Consider the following 17,319-nt stretch of genomic DNA (forward strand, 5'->3'; position numbering starts at 1 on the left):
CCCACAAAGCGAGAGGCGTGCCGATGTTCCATTTGCCGCCACCGGGTTTCGTCATCGGAAGTGGCCGGGACGACGGACGGACGCTATTCGACACGCCTTATAGATAGAAGGAAATGCGATGAAGGTCTGTCTCGCCGCACTGCTGGTGGCTGTTGGCGCCCCGACTTTGGCGCAGGGGCCGGCGGTCGCCCCGGTGGCGGTTGCCGCGCCATCCCCGATGCTGCCGCGCGTCGCGCTGGAGACCAGTGCGGGACGGATCGTGATCGAACTCGAGACGGTGAAAGCGCCGATCACCGCCGGCAATTTCCTCAAATACGTCGAACAGAAGAAGCTCGACGGCACCGAATTCTACCGCGCGGTGAGAGCCGCCGATCATTTTGGTTTCGTGCAATTCGGGGCGAACAGTGACCCCAAGCGCTTGCTCCCGCCAATCGCCCACGAACCGACGACACAGACCGGCCTTCACCACACCGACGGCGAAATCTCGCTCGCCCGCCGCGCGCCGGGCACCGGCGGCGGCGAATTCACGATCAGCGTCGGCGATCAGACGCATTCGCTCGACGCCGGGCGGGGGCAGCCCGCGGACAATCTTGGCTATGCGGCGTTCGGCCACGTCGTGGAGGGGATGGACGTGATCGTCGGCATCATGGACGCGCCCGTCTCGCCGACCGCCACGCAGCGTGGCGCATTCAAGGGCGAAGTGCCGATAGCACCGGTAAAGGTTCTGACGGCGCGGCGGGCAAAACCCTAGCCGCGCTCGCTTCGGGCACCGGTGCAGACCAAGGCCATGCTCGGTTGAGGGTACTCCGCGCGTCCTCCAACGCGAGCACCCCACGCGGCGGCACCAGGTAGCTGGGCGGAAGCGCTTCGATTGCAGGCCGGCCGAGCAGATAGCCCTGGGCAAGGCGGATCCCGATCGTCTTCAGCGTCTGCAATTCCGCGGCCGTCTCGATCCCCTCGGCGATGCAACCGATACCGAGCGCTTCGGCCATCCGAGCGACGCCCGCGACGATCGTCTGCCGCGCCATCGAGGAATCGATTCCGCGGATGAGCGCCATGTCGAGCTTAAGCATGTCCGGGCGAAGATCGGCGAGCAAGCCGAGGCCAGCATAACCGGCACCGAAATCATCGATCGCGGTGGTGAAGCCGCGCGCGCGATAGGCCTCGATGATCCTACGGACGTGGGTGACATCGCGCATCCGCTCGTCTTCGGTGAATTCGAACATCAACCGCGCCGGATCGAACCCGACACGCCGTGCCGCCGCGAGCGACGCCCGGATACAGGCGTTCGGCTCGTACACGGCATTGGGCATGAAGTTGATCGAGAGCTTCGTTGCGTTGTCGGGCGCGAACAGACCCCCGGCGAGCTCGATCGCCTTGACGCGGCAGGTCTGGTCGAACTTGTAGATCACGTCCGGTTCGACACTCGCGATCACCTCGGCCGCGGATTGGCCGGCGATGCCCCGTACCAGCGCCTCATAGGCGAAGACCGATCCGCTCGCGATGTCGACGATCGGCTGGAAGGCCATGGTGATTTGCGTCTTCAACGGCTTGCTGGTCTTGCAACCCGCACAAGCCGCCTTGGCGGGATACGCAGCAGCGCCGATGCCGACTTCACCGTCGTTCATGCCCAATCTTCCAATTTACCCATCGCGTTGCGGGGCAGCGCCGCCCCGAAACGGAAGCTCTTGGGCCGTTCGTGAACCGTCAGTTGCTCCGCCGCGACCTGCTCGAGGAGGACGCCGAGGGTGACAGGATCTTGCCGATCGCACGGCACGATGAAGGCCTTGAGCCGCCCGGCTGCGTTTAGCCGGACAGCCGCCTCCGCCACTCCATCGACCGATCTCAACGCTTCGATGACGCGGGCCGGCCAGACATTATGTCCTGCGACTTGCACGGCGCCATCCCGCCGACCGAGCAGCCGAAAGGCGCGATCGCCCGTTCGCTCGACGTGATCGGGCAAGTCCGTGATCACGCCAGCGCGGTCGCTGAGCTGCCAGTCGTCCGCGCCGTGCGGAACAAGGCGCCACCGCGGCAACAGGTCATAACGCGCCGCCGGCACTTCGCGGATCGCGATGGCGCTGGTCTCCGATGCGCCATAGACGTCCACCAGGCGCGCCAGCCCCGCCGCACGCAGCGCATCGGCAACCGATGCGTCGAGCACGCCTGCCGAACTGACGCCGACCACGTCTTCGGGGAAACGGCGGATCAGCCGCAGCGCCGCCTGCCACTGTTCGGGGACCGCGACGACGAGATCGCCAGCGACGAGGCCGAGCGGCGCGCCGAGCGTACGCACGACGATCGGAACGCCAAGCACGCTCGGCACCAATGCGGTCCAGACGATGCCGTACAGATGGTTTGCGGGAACCAGCGCGACGATGCGCCGCCGATCGGCAAACCGCGCCGCAAGCCACGCCGCCTCGTCGAGCAGATCGGACGTGGCATGGACGCACGGCCGCTTCTCTCCGGTAGAACCCGACGTCCTGACCGTCATGTTGCTGTCCGCCGCGGTCTGCCCGGCCATGATCCAGTCGATCCACGCGCCGACGGTGCTCGGTGGAGCCTCATCGAGCAGGCTATCGTCGAGATCGAACATCTCCGCCAACGCGCCGAGCGCGCCGAGCTGCTCGAGCGAATCGAGCCCAAGCCCCGCCTCGTCGATCGCCATCGCCTCGGGCCAGATGCCCTCGACAAGCGGTGGCAGAACCGTTTCCCGGATTCGCCGCACTTCGGCGGCCACAGCGGCACACGCGATGCGATGCACGGCGGAGCGCCGCAGTTCGACGCTGCTCACGCTGCAGCGGCTTGTGGTTGGAACACCTGATTGCGTCCGCCGCGTTTGGCCGCATACAGCCGCTTGTCCGCCAGCGCGATCAGCGCGTCGATCGAACCGTCCGCTTCATCCAGCGTCGCGCAGCCGAAGCTGGCTGTCAGCGTCAATATCGTGCCCGCCGTCTCGACCTCGATTGCGGCGATGGCCGCGCGCAGGTCCTCGGCGAGCCCGATTGCCTGTTCCCCATCGTACCGTGGCAGCAGCGCAGCGAATTCCTCACCCCCAAGCCGCGCGAATACGCCACGCGGCGGGAGCAACGGTGCGCACGCCTCCGCGACGCGGCGCAACATGATGTCACCGACGGGATGCCCGTAAGTGTCGTTGATCGCCTTGAAATGATCGAGATCGAGCATGATCAGCGACAGCGAATGCCGCAGGTCGCGCCACCGCGTCTGCTCGCGTTCCATTGCGTGGCTGAAATGCCGCCGGTTGGCGGCACCGGTGAGATGGTCGCGAGTCAGCACGCGTCGCAGATCCTCGGCCGCCGCCTCGCGCCGCGGCACGTCGCGCAGGATCACGGAGAAGCCGATCGGGCCCGTTTCGTCATCGCGCGAGCGCGCGACCACCAGACGCTGGCACCAATAGCGCTCGCCATTGGCACGCTGCTGCCAGCCTTCCTGCAGGTGCCAGCCATCCCGCTCGGCGACCACCAGTTGCTCGTCCAGACGCAAGTCCCCGCCGGTCGTATCGGTCTTCAGCACGTCGCCGAGTTTTTGACCGATCACCGCGGCAAGATCGTATCCCGTCTGGCGCGTGAAGCCGGGATCGCCAGTGATGACCTCACCGTCCGGCCGGACGGTCAGCGCCGCATAATCGTTGATCCCATTCAGCAGCGTTGCGAACCACGTGTCCGCTTGGCGAAGCCGCTGTTCCTGCACGACTTGCTGGCTGATATCGGTCAGCGTCACCATCAGCCGATCGGGCGCAAGTTTTACCATCGTGCACGCCAGCACCTTGCGCGGGGTAGTACGCCGCGCACATCCGAGCTCGACGAAGATGCGATGGCCGTCGCAGACGCGTCCAGTCGCGGGGGCGAACGCGGCAGCGATGCTGCGCAGCTCGGGCGCATGCTGTTCCAACGCCGAAAACAGATTGCCGGCATCGCGCGGGCCCGCCAACGGCAGCAGATGCTGCATGGCGTGCGGATTCATCATCCCGATCTCGCCCGCCAGGTCGCATTCGAGCAGGCCGACCGGGCATGCGTAAAGGAACTCGAGCAGCTGCTCTTCACTCGACCGCTCGGTCATGGCGGCTCCTAGCGTTCGATGAGAACGTAGCGGCGCGCCGTTTCGGGCGAGGCCAGCAGGCGCAGCCGCACCTTGGTCGGCCGCATGCGCAGCGTCAGGACATAGGGCACGATGTCGTCGATTTCAGGCTCTTCCTCGAACCGCTGCGCAACCATGAAGTTGTTCATGCACTGCGCGACCGCCTCGAAGAACGGGACGCCCATGACGCTGGCACGGTCGAGCCCCGAAAGGCGTGCCTCGGTGGCGTTATAGACCTGCACCGTCGTGTCCGCAGGGAACCCGACGATCCCGAACGGCAAGGCATCGCGTTCGACGTCGCTCATTCCGTCTAGGGTCGTGAGGGAAAGGGATTCGAACGCAATTTCCTGAGGCACAAACAAAGCTCCTGTGATCCATTTCCCTGCACCGCCAGACCTAAAGATTACCTTAAAAGGCTGATTCGGTTACATTCCCGCAACGACACCGGCACGCCAGCGTATCTGTCAGTCGGGGTGGCAGGCTCTCGCGCATCGCACCCAGGGTTGGAGCCCGCTTGCCCGTGCGACTCGTGCTCAGGCAGGTTGCCCGCCGCCTGCCAGAGGTTCGTCGCTGTGGCCGCAGCGGCCGACACTGCGACAGCGCCCGCCGGGGAAATATGTCGAGCGATGGGATTTCATTGGTATCCACGGCCTCAAGCCGCGCTCCGCCGCAATGCGATCGAACCGGGGACGGTCGCTTCCCGCTCGCTCCGGCAACGGCTGCGCGACACCCGCGATGACGACCGCGCGCGCCGAGATCGCCGCGCTGGCGCTCGGTCTGGCACGCTTCGAGTAGGCCTTCCCGACAGGCCAAGCCCACGTCATCGACGGCGGGTGAGGAACAGCTGTCGCGCGGGCGGCATTCGTCGAGCCCCGGTGGGGGCCGAGAGAAAACAGGGGACGCCGCTTACCGCGCGCGCCATGTCGCCGGCATGGTCCGCGCTGGCAGGCTCACCGTCACGGTCTGGCGAATGTCGGTCGCCGAGTCGGCGAGCATCACCTTGTAGCGACCACCCGCGATCCGCCACTGATGTCCGGCTTCGTCCCACGTCGCGAGCAAGCGTGGATCGACCGTCACCGCCACCGTCTGGCGCGCGCCGGGTGCCAGCGCGACCTTGGTGAAGCCACCGAGCCGCTTGGGCGCTTCCCATCCACCCGCGACCGGCGCGACATAGATTTGCGGCACCGTCGCGCCAGCACGCGCACCGGTGTTGCGCACCGTGAAGCTGGCGGTCAGCGCGCCGTTGGCGGCGGTCGCGGTCAGCCCGTCGGTGGCGAAGCGCGTATAGGACAGGCCGTGGCCGAAGGCGAAGAGCGGCGTGATCGCCTTCGCGTCGAACCACTTATAGCCGACCGTCGCGCCTTCCTTGTAGACGACGTCGCCGGCATGCGGCTTGGCCGGATCGGGCAACTGGTCGACACTGCTCGCAAAGGTCATCGGCAAGCGCCCCGACGGATTGGTCGTGCCGAACAGCAGATTGGCGATCGCCGCGCCGCCGGCCGTGCCGGGATACCACGCCTCGAGCACCGCTCCGACCTTGCCGATCCACGGCATCGCGACCTGGCTGCCGGTTTCAAGCACGACGACCGTCTTGGAATTGGCCGCGCCGACCGCGTCGATCAGCGCATCCTGCGCGCCGTCGAGCGCCATCGGCACGTCGAACGATTCCCCCTGCCACTGCGTCGCGAACACGATCACGACATCGGCGCCGCGCGCCAGCGCGGCGGCGGCGGCAGGATCGCTGCCATCGGCGAAGGCGACGTCGGCGCCCGGCGCACGGTGCTTGATCTCGTCGAGCGGTGAAGACGGATAATACATGATCGGGCCGGGCCAGGTCTTTGGCAGAAGCCCCGGCACGGCATTGCCGCCGACCGGATAGACGAGCGAGGACCCACCGCCGGCGAGCACGCCCTTGTCGGCATGGCCGCCGATCACGACGATCCGCTTTGCGGTCGCGGCGAGCGGCAGCACGTCACCGTCATTCTTGAGCAACACCGCGCCCGCCTCCGCTGCGGCGCGCGTGACGGCGGCATGCGCGGGAAGATCGATCGGCTGTTCGCTGACCGGACGCTCGAACAACCCTTGCGCGAACATCGCGCGGAGGATGCGGTGCGTCATGAGGTCGAGCCGCGCCGGCGTTACTGCGCCACTGTCGATCGCCTGGCGGAGCGGCGCGGCGAAGAAGGGCTGCGTGTCGAAGGGAAAGCCCGAATCCTGGTCGAGCCCGGCATTGGCGGCGGGCGCGGTGCTGTGTGTCGCCCCCCAATCGCTCATCACATAGCCCTTGAAGCCCCAGTCGGTGCGCAGGACATCGGTCAGCAGCCAGCTATTCTCGCAGGCATAGGCGCCGTCGACGCGGTTGTACGAACACATGATCGACCCCGGATCGGCGCGCTCGATGGCCAGCTGGAAGGCGAGCAGGTCGGACACGCGCGCCGCGCTGTGCGCGATGATCGAATTGCCGGCGTTGCGGTCGGTTTCCTGATCGTTGAACGCATAATGCTTGATCGTCGAGATGACGTGGTTCGACTGGATGCCGCGGACTTGCTCGGCCACGATCGTCCCGGCGAGCAGCGGATCCTCGCCGCCATATTCGAAGTTGCGGCCGTTGCGCGGCTCGCGCAGCAGATCGACCCCGCCCGCCAGCATGACGTTGAAGCCCGAACGGCGCGCTTCGTCGCCGATCATCGCGCCGCCGGCATGCGCGATCGCCACGTCCCAGCTCGCGGCGATCGCAAGGTTCGACGGCAAAGCGGTTCGCTCGCGCTTGACCGCGGCACCCCCCTGCGTCGCGACGCCGATCCCGGCGTCGGTTTGATGCTGCGCCGGAATACCGAGCCGCGCGATCGCAGGCACATAGCCAGCCGAGCCGGCATGCGCCTCGGCCGGAGCCTTGTAGAGCGAGACCGGGAAGTCGGTGCCGAAATAGCCGAACACCAGCGTCAGCTTCTCGTCGCGGGTCATCGCCGAAACCAGCGCCGTGGCGCGCGCGTCGGGATCGCGCTTCGCATCGTTCCACGCGCCGCGGATCGCAGGCTTGGTCCAGGCGGGCAGCACCGGTGTCCCGGCGACCGGTGCGACCTTCGCAGGCGGCGGTGGTGCGGCGACTTGGGCGGACGCGGTCGCGGCGACGAGCAGCAAGGGCATGGCGGCGACACGAAGCGTCATCAAGAAATCCTCTCTCGGTAGGCGTCGCGCCGTACTCCGGACCGTACGCCGTATCTAGCATCGTATATGCGGGCGTCTTTGACAGGTAAACAGCTGGCAAAGCTGCCTTTCGCGCCCGGCATTTGCCAGGGCCGCATCGCGCTTTCGCGGCGCCGATCTTGGTCATGCTGCATCGCTGCGTTGCGCAGCAATCGGTGCGGCCAAGCGGCGGCCCCGACAAGCGCGATGCTGCCGCAATCGCTCGGCAGAAAGGTCGGATCGATGCCGACGGCTTGCTGCGGGGTTGGGTAGGCTCTGGCCGATCGACCTGCACGTGCAAGGCCGTCTGGTCGGTGTCCTGCGGCAACCGGCTGAAGACCGAACCGCAGGACACGTCGCATCACCACAGTGCCGCCCGGGATCCGGGCGGCACTGCTCGAGTGTTAGAGGCGGCGGCGCGTGGCCGTGGTCGCCCCGAAGCTGGCGGCACCTGCGCCGATCAGCAGCGCGATCACCAGCATGAACGACGTACCCGCTGCCACACCGGCGGCGGTGTCGGTCGCCGACTTGGCGGTGGTGATCGCGGCGTTCTTGGTCTTGACGAACTGCGCCTTGGCTTGCGTCACCTGGGCCTGTGCCTCGGGACGGCTGATTTTGCGCTGGGCGGCGACGATGTCGACGATCCGGCTCTCGGCCTGCGCGCCGTCGGTGCCACCGCGGGCGAGCGCGGGCAACTGCTTGGCGATTTCCTTCTGCGCCTGCTCGGGCGTCATCTGCGCCGGGTCGGACGGTGCGGTCGACAGATAGCCAGCGGCTTCGTTGCGGACGTCGGACGTATCGACGCCAGCCACGTCGGCAACCTTGGGAGCCGCCGCACCAATCCCGCTACCGGCTGCGCCTGCAACCGCACCAACGGTGCGGAACGCGCCGCCGATGATCCCGCCGACCGCCGACGTGAGCAGATACAGCGTCAGGATCAGCGTGACGCCCCAGACGACCAGGCCGTGGACCAGCCCATCGAAGCGATCGTGCACGCCAGCGACGCGCGCCGCGGCGTAGCCGCCCGCACCCAGCGCGATCACCGTCGTCACGATCCAGTACAAGCCGGCGCCGATGCCGAAGCCAGTCGCCCCCGGTGTCGTGCCTTCGACCGGATCTACGAGGCTGAGCCCGATGCCCGTGCCGAGGATGCCGAGCACGAGCTGGATCGCGATCGCCAGCACGACGCCGGCGAAGATTGCACCCCACGAAATGCGCGTCGGCGTCTTTACCAGACGCGCGTCGTCGACCGGCACGAAGCCGGGTGTCAGATTGGTAGCCATAGTCACTCCTGTTGGTAGAAAATTGCCGGGACCGGCGTCAGTCGTCGCCGTCCCTTGTCATGGGGCTTTCGCCCCGGGCCTGATCGGCTCCGGCTTCGCTCTCGCGCCGCCCCTGCCGTTCGACATCGGCGTCGCCGATGATCTTGCCAATCGCTTCCTGGATCGAACCCTTCGCCTGGCGGGCGCGGCCCTTTTCGCGGCGCTGCGTCATGCTGCGACCTCCCGTTCGGACGATTCGTTCCCGGGCGAAACCGACATCGAGTCACCGTCAAAGCCGCGTGCGCGCGCCCAAGCCGCAGCGGCGTTGCGGCGATTGACGCCGATCTTGGCATAGATCCGCGCGACATGGTTGCGCACGGTATTGCCCGACAGATCGAGCGTCCGCGCGATCGACTTGTCGTCGAGCCCGCGACAGATCAACGCCAGCACTTCGCGCTCGCGCTGCGTCAGCTCATCGAGCCCAACTCCGCTCGGCTCGGCCTGCGGCGCGCGGATCCGCGCCAGCTTCTCCATGATCGAGCGGCTCAGCCAGCTGGTATCCTTCATCACCGCCTCGATCGCGCCGACCAGTTCGCGTTCGGACGTCTTGCGCGTGGTGATGTCGCGCATCGCCCACAGCACGCACGCTTCGTCACGCAGCAGGATCGGCTCGGTCGAAACGATACCGTCGATGACCGCGCCGTCCTTCAAACGGATCCGGACTTCGCGATCGCGCAGCGCATGCCCCGCATCGATCTCGCCCTCGAGCGCGTGTTGCAGCGCCGGGGTCTCCCACAAGCCGACTTCGCCGAGCGGACGCCCGATGATTTCGTCGGCGGCATAGCCCGTCAGCGCGGTGAAGGCCGCGTTGACGTCGCACAGCCGATGCCCGTCAAGCGCACCGATCGCGAGCGCCACGGGCGCAAGCGAGAAGGTCCGCGTGAAGCGCTCCTCGCTCTGCCGCAGCGCGTTTTCGGCTTTCCGACGCGGTTCGAGATCGGCGAAGGTGAACAGCATGCACGGTTGATCGCCCATGTCGATCGGCTGCCCGGCGACGATGACGAGTTTCGTCTCGCCAGTGGGCAAGTCGAGTTCGGCCTCCATCTGCGGGATGGTCCGCCCCTCGGCGAGCCGCTCCTTGCCGAGATCGCGCTTCTCGGCGCGCGCCAGAACGTCGATGTCGTAGACCGTCTTTGCGAGCACGGTGTCGCGGTCGTGCCCGGTCATGTCGAGAAAGCCCTGATTGACCTTCACGAAGCGCAGGTCGTTGAGCCGGCAGATGACCGCCGGTGCCGGATTGGCGTTGAACGACTGTTCGAACCGATCCTCCGCCTCGAAGCGTGCCGAGACGTCCTGGATCACCAGGACGAGACATTCGGGCTCGTCCTCGGCGTTGGTCAGCACCAGGCTGCGCACTTGGTGGACCCAGCGCGGCTCGGCCTCGCCAGCGACCGCAACTTCGACAACGACCTCGGAAAAGGCCTCGCCCGCAACCACGCGCTCGATCGGATAATCGGCGCCGCGCAAGCGGTGGTTGTTGCGATAGCGCAGCTGGAAGCGCTGGCGATAATCGTCGACCGTGGCCCCGAGCGCCTCGACCGAGTCGACCCCGTGCATCCCGAGCGCCGCTTCGTTGGCCCACAGGATCGATTGGTCGGGGTCGACCAGGATGACGCCTTCGTCGAGCCCCGCGATGATCTGGCGCAAATGGCGCAGATCGGCGGAGTCCCGCAGCGACTTGAGGGCCGGGGCCACGGTCACGCGATCAGTCGCGCTGGCCGTGCACGAGCCACGCCAGGCCGTAGCCGAGCGCTGCCGCGCCGAGCGCCCAGAGCACGGGTGCCTGCTTGACTGAGTCCTGCGCCGTCCGCGCACCGCGCTTGGCGGCGTCCAGCGCACGATCACCGGCGACCCGCGCCTCGCTGCCGATCTTGTCGGCAAGCTCAGGCGCGCCGTCGACAACGTCGCCGATCGCCGACTTCGCACGACCGTAAAGGTTCTGCGCGCCACCAGCGACCTGATCGACCACGCCATCGACTTGCCAGTCGCGGCTGTTGACGGTGTCGCCAACGGCCTTTTCGATCTTGCCGCCGATATAGCGTGCGCCGCCCTGGAATTCGTCCTTGTTCATTTTCTCGCTCCTTGTCCGAAGAAGAAATCCGCAACCGCGGCGTGGCGCCGAACGCAGGGAACATCCCTTGCCCGGCATCGCACACCACCGAATTGTGCTCGGATCGGACCCATATAACGGCGAGGTCGATGCGCGGTTCCTAGTATTTTTGCGCCATGCGCTAGGTAAGAACTACCCGCCGTCGCAGCGTCAAACGCGCTGCGCGGTCCGCCAGCGGCGATAGCCAAGCCCTGCCAGGACGATCATCGCGGCATAGAGGCCGGCGGTGAGCATCAGCCCCTTGAACACGAACATGCCGACATAGATCACGTCGACCGCGACCCACAGCAACCAGCTTTCGCGATGTCGCCGTGCCGTCCAATATTGTGCGACGAGGCTGAAGCTGCTCAGCGCGGAGTCGATCCACGGGAGTGCCGCATCGGTATAGTGGCTCGTGCCCCACCCGATCGTGACCGCCCCGATCGCGCCCGCCGCAAGCGCGATTGCCGCAGGCCCCGCGCGCAGCGGCTCGACCACGACGTCGCCATCATCTTCCTTGCCGCGCGCCCAGACGATCCAGCCATACACGATGGCGATGCCGAACAGCGCTTGCAGCACCATGTCGGCATAGAGCCGAACGTCGAGGAACAGCTTGAAGTAGAGCGCGCACGCCAGCAGGTTGATCGGCCAGCACAGCATCCGCCGCACGGCGGTCAGCCAGATGCCGAGAAGGCTGACGATGACAGCGACGATCTCGAGCGCGGACATCAGCCGAGTGGCCCATGCTCGATGGTGTTCAGGAAAGCTTGTCCGTGTGGCGCGATGAACCAGTCGGCGTGGCCGAGCAGATACTGGTCCCACGCCACACTCGCCTGCTCGTCATCGCCGACGACACCCGCGAAATAGTCGATCTCGGACAGCGCGAATTCGAAATGGACGAGCGGCAGCACGCGCAGCAGCGCCGCCACCTCACCGCGGTCGAGCGGGATCACCGTCGCATACCCCGCGAGCAGCGCTTGCGCGGTCTCGGGATGGCCGATCGTCGCGTCTCTCCCCTGCCCCAACGCCAACCAGTCGATCGCAGTGCGCTCGATTGCGGTCGCGAGATCGTGCACCGCGCAGGTGCGGTCGGCGAGACCGAAGTCGAACACCGTCTCCACCTGCCCGTCCGCGCTCCACAGCACGTTCGAGGGATGCCAGTCGTTATGCGTCCACAGCGCCTCGCGCGCCGCCAGCGCTTCCGGCACACCCTGGCCGAGCTCGGCAAACAGTCGCGCCACCGCCGGCCGCCAGTCGCGCGGTTCGAGGAATGCCGCTAGCGCCGGCCGTGCCGCGACATAGGCCTCGGTGGCCGCCAACGGATCGGTGCTGGGAAGAATATTGAAGCTCGCCACCAAGGGCTGCACCGCGCGCGCCGGCGCTGCGAAACCGCGCGATGCTGCGTGTAGCCGTGCGAGCGACGCACCTGCCGCATGCGCGTGCGAGGCCGCGAGGTACGGGGTCCAGGAAAGCCGCTCCCGGTACAGGTCCAGCCCCGCGCCTTGGCGGTGCAGCTCATAGGTCCAGTCGCCGACGGCGATCGCGCTTGTCCCGGCGTCGGTCAGCAGGATTTCGGGCACCGGTATCCCGGCAACGGCGAGATGCGCGATGAAGGCGTGCTCCTCCGCCAGGCCCGCTGGCGTCCGCACCGCCGGGTGGTGCCGCTTCAGCACGAACATGCCGCGCGTCGTGCGCACCCGCGCCGCCGCCGAGAAGGGCCGTGGCGAATGCCACTCAAGCGCCTCGAGCCGCCCGGCGACAGGGAAGCGCGCAAGCGCGGCAGCCGCGTCATCATGCGTGATGGCAGGCCAGGTCGGCGGCTCGAGCGTGGTGCCCATGCCGTGGACGAGATGCGGGGCGCTTGCGGCCATGGGATCAGAACACGCGCGACAGCGTCGCGATCAGCGCCGCGCCGCTCCCGACATAATAAGCCGGCGCTGCCCCGGCGATGACGCTCCCGCGACGCCCGATCGTGTCCCGCGCGTTGGGGGTGACCGCCGCGACGCCCGACAGCACGCGCGGATTGGTGACGTTGATCGCATTGAGCCGCAGATCGGTACGCTTGCCGTCGAGCCACTCGGCCAGATGCACGCCGACCGACAGGTCGAGCGTCGCATAGCCCGGGATGCTCTCGTCATTGACGAAGGTGGCATATTGGCGCGCGACATATTTCAGCGCGCTGCTGCCGAAAAAGCGGCCGTCGTCATACGTCCCGCCGAGCCCTACCTGGAAGGTCGGGCTCGACACCGCATGCTTGCCGCGCGTCGGCAGGAAATCCGCGCCGACCGGCAGGTCATTGTCGAGCCGCGCGCGCAGAAATTCGCCCGAGACATACAGGCTGACCCCGGCGGCGGGGCGGTAGTCGATCTCGCCATCGACGCCGTACGACGTCTGGCTGCCGGCGTTGAGCGTCGAATTGACCTGCGCGCCACCGACATCGACCAGCGTGGCGAGCTGGCGATTGCGGAAATGGTAATGGAAGGCGGTCACCGACGCCGACAGGCTCGGCCCGATGTAGCGATAGCCGAGCTCCTGCGAGACCGAATATTCGTTCTTGAGCGCGTTCGTCCCCTGCGTGCTCAGCACACCGCCGTAATAGCTGTTGTAGAGCGTGAATTCGTTGGGGCCGCGGAAGTTGGTGGTGACGTTGGCGAACAGCTGCTGCCGGTCGTCGAGTTGATAATGGATCGCCGCGCGCGGCAGTGCGGCAAAACTGTCGCGGCGCACCGCCGATTGCGGACCAGGCAAATAATTGCGCCCATTGCGGAGCAGATCGACGCCCTTGAACCCGACGTCGATGGTCAGCCGCGGGGTGAGCGTAATGCTGTCGGCGAGGAAGAAACCCTTGGTCACCGTGAGCGTGCGCTGATCCTCATACGCCAGCAAGCGACCGTCGGCAGTGCGGATCGCCGTATCCTGATAGCCCCACGGATCGACCGGGCGCCCGTCCGCACGCACCGCGCCATAGGTCTGCAGCACGCGGTCCTTGCCGTAATCGAACCACAGGCCAGCCGTGATCCGGTGCGCTCCGGCGGCCAGCGTGAGCTTGGCGACGGTGCCGCCGCGGAACTGGTCGCCGGTATAGTTACCGAGCACGGTCGCCGTGCCGTCGACCGCGCCGGGCAGCGCGACCGGCCCCAGCGCCTCGGTGCCGAGGTAATTGCCCGTGGTCGAGAGCGCCGTGCCGTAGGGCGAATTGCCGTAGCCGAACTGGAGATAGCTCGTCGTGTCGAGCGTCAGCCGATCATTGAGCACCAGATGCAGCGGTGCCGCGAGATAGACGTTGCGGAACGGCGCGCGGTGAAGCCGCCAGTAATTGGTGTTCCCGGCGCTATAGCTGCGGTCGTAATTGAACCCCCGCCCCTCAGCCTTCCAGTCGGCGAGCGTCGGGCTGGGATAGGTCGAGGAATTGGCATCGTTGAACGACACGGCGAGGCTCGCGCGGTTGCCGTTGCCCCATTCGTTGAGCAGCTTGGCGTCGACATGCTGGCGCGTGTCGAACCCCGCCCCGCGCCAATTGTCGGCGCGGATGTTGGAGTAGGACACGAACGCCTTGAGCCCGGTCCGGCCGATCGTGCCGGTATCGACCCGCACGAAGGCGCGCCGCGCGGCGTACGATCCGAGCGAGAGATTGACGAGCGCCTGCGGGCTCGCCTTGGGATCGTCGAGCGTGAGCGACAGCAGCCCCCCCGCCCCGCCGACGGTCGGCGAGTCGAGATCGACCGCGCCTTGCGCGAGCGTGATCTGCTTGAGATTCTCGGCATCGGCGAATTGCGCCGGATAGGCGTAATAATAGCCGATGTCGTTCTGCGGCGCGCCTTCGAGCAGCACGCCGATCTCGTCCTGCCCGAGCCCGCGCAGCGTCAGGCTCGAGCTGGTCGACAGGCCGTAGGGGTCGCTCGACGAGACGTTCGCGCCGGGCAGCAGGCCGATGAGTTGGAACGCGTTGAGCGTGGGCGCTTGCTTGGTGATGAAATCGGCCGAGATCGCGCTTTGCGCCTTGGGCGCGTGCTGGTCGGGCAGCAGGCCTTCGGGATCGGGATGGCCGGTGACGACGATATCGCCGGGCGGGTCCTTGTCCTCGGCGAACGCCGGGACCGCGAGCACCGCGCTCGACAGCAGCGCGAAGCCGAGCGCGCCGCGCGCGATGCCGTCGGTCGTGGAAAGCCTGCGTGTCATCCGTCGTCACTCCTACACGGAGGGGTAACGGAGTCTGCCGCCAGCCCTCCCTACGCCGGTATCAACCGGATCAGGTTCAGCGGGTCGTGGGCTGCAGCCCACCTCTCAGCCGCGCATTAGCGGCCCCCCGGGGAGCGCGGGGCTTAGTCGGTCAGGTCACGCGAGGAAAGCGCTATTGCGCGGGCGCGGCATCAGCTTCGGTAAATCCCGCCGCGATGAAGCGCTCGGGGAGCGGCGCCTTGGCGATGATCGGCTCCTTGCCCGCCCGTGGCACCATCAGTTCGGCGGCGTGGAGCAGCGTTGCGGCGCCGTTCGCCTTGGTCCCGTTGCCGTAGATCGGATCGCCGACCACCGCCGCGCCGAGCGCCTCGGCGGCATGGACGCGGATCTGGTGCGTTCGGCCGGTCTCGGGGATGAACTCGACGAAGCTGCGCCCGTCCTTGATCGACAGCACGCGCCACGCGGTCCGCGATGCCTTGCTGCCCTTGGCGCCGAGCGGATCGCCGACCATCCGCCAGCCGGTCTCTTCGGTGCTGACCTTCGCAAGCGCGAGATCGATCAGCCCGCTTTCACCCTCGACCACACCCTCGAGCACCGCGAGATAGCGCTTGCGCACGAGACCCTGCTCGAACGCCTGTTGCAGCCGCGCGTGCGCCTTGGGATTGCGCGACAGCAGCAGGCAGCCCGACGTGTCGCGATCGAGCCGATGCACCGGCACCGGCCAGCGCTTGAAGGCGAAGGTCAGCCCGTCGAGATGGTTTTCGAGGGAGAGCGACCCATCGCGCGGACGATCGACCGGGAGACCGGCGGGCTTGTCGATGACAAGCGCCTCGCCGTCGAGGAAAAGAACATGATTGGCTAGCATCCCACCCCCTTGCCACCGCAAGCGCCGACATGCCAGAGCCCGCGCCGTGCGAGCGATGCGAACTTGGGCGATGGGGATCGCGTTCGCGCCGTGGGCGGCTTCCCCCACGCTCGCCCAAACGGCTGTTCCGGCGGGCCTTTATCCCGGCGACCTCCCCGCTGCGATGGCCGACGGACGCATGCTTGGCCACCTGCCCTATCCTGAAGTCGCAATCGGCGATCTGGTTGCGGCGCCGCCCGGTTTCGCGGTCGGCCAGCCTTGCGTGATCAATCGCGATGCCGCGCCCGACCTTGCGCGGATGCTGACCGCCGCCGCGCTGACGCCCAGCGTAGGCAAGACGCTCCGCGGCCTGTCGTGCTTCCGCTCGATTGCGCACCAGCGCGCGGTCTTTTGCCACAATCGCCGACGCGGCCATTGCGGCGACCCGGCGATGCGCGCGCTGACGGTCGCGCCGCCGGGGTTCAGCGAGCACGCAACGGGCTATGCGATCGACTTCGCGATCCGGCCGTCGGCGGGATGCGCCGATGTCGACAGCTGCATCGCGACGACTCCCGCCGGTCGCTGGTTGATCAGCCACGCGCCCGACTTCGGTTTCGAACTGTCGTTCCCGATCGGCAATGCGCAAGGCGTCACGTGGGAGCCGTGGCATTGGCGCTGGGTCGGCGCCAATCTGAAGGTGCCTGGCGCGACGCGCGCGCGCCTGGCGGTCGGCCGCGCGCGCGCGAGCTACCCGGCGAGCCCGCGGGTGACCGACATATCCGACCTCTGGCTCAAGCCACCGTCGGTGCCGCCACCCGTCATGCTCCCGCAATTGCTGCCGCCGCCGATCATCGCTCCGGTCGAGCGGCGGAGGCGCAAATGGTTCAGGCTTTGAGCTTGGCCGCCGTCTCGGCGATGCGCTTGCCCTGATAGCGCGCGCCGGCGAGCTCTTCGGCATGCGGCTGGCGGCTGCCGTCACCATCGGCGATCGTCGATGCGCCATACGGCGTGCCGCCGACCACTTCCTTGACGCCGGTCATGCCCTGGAAGCCGTAGTCGAGGCCAACGATCGTCATGCCGTGATGCATCAGGTTCGTGATGATCGAGAACAGCGTCGTCTCCTGCCCGCCATGCTGGCTCGCGGTCGAGGTGAACGCACCGCCGACCTTGCCGATCAGCTTGCCGCCGAACCACAGCCCGCCGGTGGTATCCCAGAACGACGCCATCTGGCTCGGCATGCGACCAAAGCGCGTCGGTGCGCCGACGATGATCGCGTCATAGTCAGCGAGCGCGTCGGGGCCGGAGATCACTTCGTGCGCGGTATCGGTCTTGAAGTGCGCCGCTTCGATCACCGCTTGCGGCGCAGTTTCGGCGACGCGGCGGATGTCGACCTCGGCACCACCGGCGCGCGCGCCTTCGGCGACGGCGTCGGCCATCTGCTCGATATGGCCGTAGGACGAGTAATACAGCACGAGAACTTTGGTCATCGGATAGTCCTTCTTCTGCTAGCTCCCCTCCCGCTTGCGGGAGGGGTTGGGGGAGGGAAGTCTGACACGGAGAGGTTAGCGCCCGAGGCACGCCCCTCCCCTAACCCCTCCCGC

The 17,319-nt window shown here is 67.3% G+C and carries 16 protein-coding genes and 1 riboswitch; of the genes, 2 read left to right on the forward strand and 14 right to left on the reverse strand.

Annotated elements, in window-relative coordinates:
- The first annotated feature begins 118 nt into the window (after window positions 1–118).
- A complete protein-coding gene (locus E2E30_RS10210) occupies window positions 119–751 on the forward strand; it encodes a peptidylprolyl isomerase (protein ID WP_206365556.1) in 633 nt (210 codons plus the stop codon).
- Here the strand turns inward: E2E30_RS10210 and E2E30_RS10215 are convergent.
- From E2E30_RS10215 to E2E30_RS10275, 13 genes are all read right to left on the reverse strand, one after another.
- Window positions 690–1,628 (reverse strand): EAL domain-containing protein, encoded by a 939-nt coding sequence (locus E2E30_RS10215; RefSeq protein WP_133189490.1) that lies wholly within the window; start codon window positions 1,626–1,628, stop codon window positions 690–692. The genes E2E30_RS10210 and E2E30_RS10215 overlap by 62 nt on opposite strands.
- The gene (locus tag E2E30_RS10220) at window positions 1,625–2,794 is read right to left on the reverse strand and encodes an AMP-binding protein (RefSeq protein ID WP_133189492.1); all 1,170 of its coding nucleotides are present in this window, start codon (window positions 2,792–2,794) and stop codon (window positions 1,625–1,627) included. The genes E2E30_RS10215 and E2E30_RS10220 overlap by 4 nt, the downstream gene beginning before the upstream one ends.
- Complete coding sequence (locus E2E30_RS10225; protein WP_133189494.1) at window positions 2,791–4,080, reverse strand: sensor domain-containing diguanylate cyclase; 1,290 nt, start codon at window positions 4,078–4,080, stop codon at window positions 2,791–2,793. The genes E2E30_RS10220 and E2E30_RS10225 overlap by 4 nt, the downstream gene beginning before the upstream one ends.
- An 8-nt stretch (window positions 4,081–4,088) precedes the next feature.
- Entirely contained in the window at window positions 4,089–4,403 is a 315-nt protein-coding gene (locus tag E2E30_RS10230) for a phosphonate transporter (RefSeq protein ID WP_133189496.1), read from the reverse strand.
- Window positions 4,404–5,004: 601 nt separating this feature from the next.
- Window positions 5,005–7,266, reverse strand: coding sequence for a glycoside hydrolase family 3 C-terminal domain-containing protein (locus tag E2E30_RS10235; RefSeq protein ID WP_133189498.1), 2,262 nt, complete (start codon window positions 7,264–7,266; stop codon window positions 5,005–5,007).
- Window positions 7,267–7,688: 422 nt separating this feature from the next.
- Window positions 7,689–8,567 (reverse strand): hypothetical protein, encoded by an 879-nt coding sequence (locus E2E30_RS10240; protein WP_133189500.1) that lies wholly within the window; start codon window positions 8,565–8,567, stop codon window positions 7,689–7,691.
- A 37-nt stretch (window positions 8,568–8,604) separates the two neighbouring features.
- Window positions 8,605–8,778, reverse strand: a complete 174-nt coding sequence (locus E2E30_RS10245) for a CsbD family protein (protein WP_133189502.1) — start codon at window positions 8,776–8,778, stop codon at window positions 8,605–8,607.
- Complete coding sequence (locus E2E30_RS10250; protein WP_133189504.1) at window positions 8,775–10,307, reverse strand: PAS domain S-box protein; 1,533 nt, start codon at window positions 10,305–10,307, stop codon at window positions 8,775–8,777. Before E2E30_RS10250 ends, E2E30_RS10245 begins: the two co-directional genes overlap by 4 nt.
- A 4-nt stretch (window positions 10,308–10,311) precedes the next feature.
- Window positions 10,312–10,677: a CsbD family protein gene (locus E2E30_RS10255; RefSeq protein ID WP_133189506.1), complete on the reverse strand. Its 366-nt coding sequence runs from the start codon at window positions 10,675–10,677 to the stop codon at window positions 10,312–10,314.
- A gap of 189 nt (window positions 10,678–10,866) precedes the next feature.
- On the reverse strand, window positions 10,867–11,424 hold the full coding sequence (gene pnuC, locus E2E30_RS10260) for a nicotinamide riboside transporter PnuC (protein WP_133189508.1): 558 nt from the start codon (window positions 11,422–11,424) through the stop codon (window positions 10,867–10,869).
- Entirely contained in the window at window positions 11,424–12,566 is a 1,143-nt protein-coding gene (locus E2E30_RS10265) for a phosphotransferase enzyme family protein (RefSeq protein ID WP_133189510.1), read from the reverse strand. The genes pnuC and E2E30_RS10265 overlap by 1 nt, the downstream gene beginning before the upstream one ends.
- 4 nt (window positions 12,567–12,570) lie before the next feature.
- Window positions 12,571–14,874 carry a TonB-dependent receptor gene (locus tag E2E30_RS10270; RefSeq protein ID WP_133189512.1) on the reverse strand — a complete coding sequence of 768 codons (2,304 nt, stop codon included), beginning with the start codon at window positions 14,872–14,874 and terminating at the stop codon, window positions 12,571–12,573.
- Window positions 14,875–14,904: 30 nt separating this feature from the next.
- A riboswitch (TPP riboswitch) is annotated at window positions 14,905–15,014 on the reverse strand.
- Between the two features lie 32 nt (window positions 15,015–15,046).
- Window positions 15,047–15,739 (reverse strand): RluA family pseudouridine synthase, encoded by a 693-nt coding sequence (locus tag E2E30_RS10275; protein WP_133189514.1) that lies wholly within the window; start codon window positions 15,737–15,739, stop codon window positions 15,047–15,049.
- 70 nt (window positions 15,740–15,809) lie between these two features.
- Between E2E30_RS10275 and E2E30_RS10280 the strand changes: the two genes are divergently transcribed.
- A complete protein-coding gene (locus E2E30_RS10280; protein WP_133189516.1) occupies window positions 15,810–16,613 on the forward strand; it encodes a M15 family metallopeptidase in 804 nt (267 codons plus the stop codon).
- On the opposite strand, the gene wrbA is transcribed toward E2E30_RS10280, so the two are convergent.
- Window positions 16,603–17,205 carry an NAD(P)H:quinone oxidoreductase gene (gene wrbA / locus E2E30_RS10285; RefSeq protein WP_133189518.1) on the reverse strand — a complete coding sequence of 201 codons (603 nt, stop codon included), beginning with the start codon at window positions 17,203–17,205 and terminating at the stop codon, window positions 16,603–16,605. The genes E2E30_RS10280 and wrbA overlap by 11 nt on opposite strands.
- Between the last annotated feature and the right edge of the window lie 114 nt (window positions 17,206–17,319).

It is taken from the genome of Sphingomonas sp. AAP5, from assembly GCF_004354345.1.
GTDB lineage: Bacteria > Pseudomonadota > Alphaproteobacteria > Sphingomonadales > Sphingomonadaceae > Sphingomonas > Sphingomonas glacialis.